Origin of the sequence: Desulfovibrio piger ATCC 29098 (assembly GCF_000156375.1) — a bacterium.
Taxonomy (GTDB): domain Bacteria; phylum Desulfobacterota; class Desulfovibrionia; order Desulfovibrionales; family Desulfovibrionaceae; genus Desulfovibrio; species Desulfovibrio piger.
Genome location: NZ_DS996358.1, coordinates 1 through 2,825 on the forward strand (window position 1 = coordinate 1; position 2,825 = coordinate 2,825).

Genomic DNA, 2,825 nt, shown 5'->3' on the forward strand with positions numbered 1-2,825 from the left:
ACTTTATCCGGCCCGTCCCATTAAATCAACGTCCAGGCGCGAGCGGCGTTTGGACAGGAGCAGGCCATGAAGCAGCTATCCTTACTTGACGACGCAGTCCGGCTTTCTGGCGTAATGGCGGCCATCAAGACCGCCATGCGCGATGCCGCCGGAGCGCCGGAAGGCGAAGGACGCAAGATGCTTGCCGACCGCCTGAATGAAATAGCACAGCGGGCGGGAATCAAGCTGACGGGCGGCAATACCCTGTCCATCAGCAAAGCCACACTGGACAAATGGCTGGCCCCCTCCGACACGTCGCACCCTCCATCCATATTGGCCTTGCTGGCCTTCTGTCGAGCCACCGGAAACGTGGAGCCTATCCGCGTTGCGGCGCAGGCGTTGGGTTTGGACCTAATGACGGAGGAAGACAAGAAACTTCGCGACTATGGAGCTGCTGTCCTAGAAATGAAGGCTGCCCGGCAACGCAAGCGCAGACTGGAGGAAGATTTATGACCCGCGAAGAATGCGGACGCCAGCGCTATGAAGTTCGCTATGTAATCCGGGCGATTCTGGATGCACGCGGTCTAAGTATGGCGGAACTGGGAAGACGTATCGGCGTCACCGCAGAAGCAGTCTCCGCCACAGTGTTGGGTAAGCGGCATAGTCCGCGAGTATTGGAGGCCCTGCGCCGGGAAGGTGTACCGGAAGAATGTTTGTTTGACCCGCGCAAGACGCGCGACAAGGCCGCATAAGGCGACGCGAAGGAAAAAGGCAATGGCACTCAAGGAGGCATATACATCTCAAGCTCTCGCCCCCTTATTGGGACTTACTCGACAAGGGGTAGATGCTCAGGCCAAGTCTGGCGGTTGGCAATTCCGCCCGCGCAAGGGACGCGGCGGCGGGAAGGAGTGGCTTGTTTCCTCCATGCCAGAAGCGACGCAGCGCGCCCTCCAGACGGCAGAGGAACGCCGGGCGATAGAGGCAGAGGCAGCCCTTCCCGCAGTTAGCAGTTTCCCGGCTTCTCTCCCCCGCCCGACAGGCCATCCTTGATGACAAGCGCCGTTACAAGGCGTTGGCAAAGGCCGATCTTCTGGGGCTTTATCTGGACTGGCAGGCAAAGCACGGCAGCACCATCAGGCAGAAGCAAGCCTTTATCCTTGCCTATCAGGGCGGCGCATGGAGCAAGCTCCTTGAGGAACTCGGTCCGCGCGTAAGCTGGAAGAGCCTGGAACGCTGGAAGCTGGAAAGGAAGGACTCCGGCGGCGTACTGGCCCTGGCCGACAAGCGCGGCCTTGCCCATCGGGGCAAGAGTATGCTCACGGAACGGCACCAGACCATCATCCTGGGACAAATACTGGACGGAGACCGTCAAATCAGCACCTGCGCCCGCATCATACAAGAACGGTGCAAGGCGGAAAATCTGGCCGTTCCCTCGGACGATACCATCCGGCGCTGGGTAGCCAACTACTCCAAGACGTGTTTCAGCGACTGGACGTTGTGGCGCAACGGGGAAAAGGCGTGGAACGACCGATGCGCTATATCCATTCTTCGAGACTGGTCGCTGGTAGGCGTGGGCGACGTGGTGATCGCTGACTGGCCATACGCTCAACTTTGAGACGACAGACCCGGATACGGGCAAGCCCAAGCGCATGACACTGCTCCTGTTTTTCGACGGCGGAAGCCGTTACCCGCTGGGCTGGGAAGTGATGGCGACGGAAAATGTGGCCTGTATTTCCAGCGCATTCCGCCGGGCCTGCATCCGTCTGGGGAAGTTTCCCCGCGTTGTTTACCTGGACAACGGCAAGGCGTTCAGGGCGCGGTTTTTCGACGGCTGCAAGGACTTTGAGCAGGCCGGATTCCTCGGCCTGTACCGTGACCTTGGCTGCGAAGTCATCCACGCCTGGCCCTATCATGGCCAGAGCAAGCCCGTGGAACGGTTCTTCGGAACCATGCACGAACTGGAAGAGCTTACGCCGTCCTATACGGGATGGGACATAGCCCACAAGCCCGCGCGGCTGCACCGTAACGAAAAGCTGCACCGCCGCCTGCATGAAAAGCTGGGCCGCCGCCCGCTCACGCTGGAAGAAACGTATGAGTGGCTGGCGTATTGGTTTGAACTGTACGCTTCCCGCCCGCAGGCCACCACCCATTTACGCGGCAGGACGCCCGGAGAGGTGTTCGAGGAAGGCCGGGGGCCGGGCGTGGACATAGAGCGCCTCACGCTGCTGATGCTGCAAAAAGAAGTCCGCACCATCAGCAAGGACGGCATACGGCTGGACGGTCGCCTGTTCTGGCATGAAGCCCTGTTCAACCGCCGTCATCCGGTACTGGTTCGCTATGACTGGCAGCTCTCGCCGTACACGGTGCTTGTGTACGACCTGGAAGGCCACAGACTTTGTGAAGCCCGCGACCGTTACCATTACGGGATTGCCGCCGGTATCCATCCCGCCGCCCGCGCTCTGGGAACGGCGGAACAGCAGCAAGACCTTTCGGACGCGCTGGAACTCAAGAAGCGGCAGGAATGCGCGGCCAAGGCCGGAATTCGGCAGATGACGGAAACGGTCATTCTCCCGGAAGCCCGGCAGCGGCAGATTACAGGCTTTCAGAAGGCCATTCCCGCCCCGGAACCCGTCAGAAAGTCTCCGGCGCTCTCCGCCACGGAGAAGGCTGCCATCGAGGCCGCCAAGGCCGCCGGAGCGCAGGCCCGCGCGGAACTGGACGCCCCCGCCTACGAACCTTCCATTTTCAAGCGGTTCCCGGATGAACCGGCCCGCTACGACTACCTGTTCACGGCCCTGCACGAGCGAGGCGCGGAACTGGTGCCGGAAGACGCGGCTTTCATGGAA

The 2,825-nt window shown here is 61.1% G+C and carries 5 protein-coding genes; all 5 read left to right on the forward strand.

Going from position 1 to position 2,825, the window contains the following annotated elements; genetic code table 11:
- Nucleotides 1-66 precede the first annotated feature (66 nt).
- Nucleotides 67-492: a hypothetical protein gene (locus DESPIG_RS06565; protein ID WP_006006557.1), complete on the forward strand. Its 426-nt coding sequence runs from the start codon at nt 67-69 to the stop codon at nt 490-492.
- Nucleotides 489-731 carry a helix-turn-helix domain-containing protein gene (locus DESPIG_RS13240; RefSeq protein WP_072331489.1) on the forward strand — a complete coding sequence of 81 codons (243 nt, stop codon included), beginning with the start codon at nt 489-491 and terminating at the stop codon, nt 729-731. The genes DESPIG_RS06565 and DESPIG_RS13240 overlap by 4 nt, the downstream gene beginning before the upstream one ends.
- Before the next feature lie 22 nt (nt 732-753).
- Nucleotides 754-1,029 (forward strand): DNA-binding protein, encoded by a 276-nt coding sequence (locus DESPIG_RS14540; RefSeq protein WP_081446845.1) that lies wholly within the window; start codon nt 754-756, stop codon nt 1,027-1,029.
- Nucleotides 1,030-1,051: 22 nt separating this feature from the next.
- Nucleotides 1,052-1,594, forward strand: a complete 543-nt coding sequence (locus tag DESPIG_RS12855; RefSeq protein ID WP_006006562.1) for a hypothetical protein — start codon at nt 1,052-1,054, stop codon at nt 1,592-1,594.
- Between the two features lie 34 nt (nt 1,595-1,628).
- A partial coding sequence (locus DESPIG_RS12860; RefSeq protein ID WP_006006564.1) for a Mu transposase C-terminal domain-containing protein occupies nt 1,629-2,825 on the forward strand: 1,197 nt, incomplete at its 3' end.

Excerpts from the sequence above, each read along its gene's own strand:
- DESPIG_RS06565 (WP_006006557.1), top strand. The coding sequence starts at position 67 with ATGAAGCAGCTATCCTTACTTGACGACGCAGTCCGGCTTTCTGGCGTA.
- DESPIG_RS13240 (WP_072331489.1), top strand. The coding sequence starts at position 489 with ATGACCCGCGAAGAATGCGGACGCCAGCGCTATGAAGTTCGCTATGTA.
- DESPIG_RS14540 (WP_081446845.1), top strand. The coding sequence starts at position 754 with ATGGCACTCAAGGAGGCATATACATCTCAAGCTCTCGCCCCCTTATTG.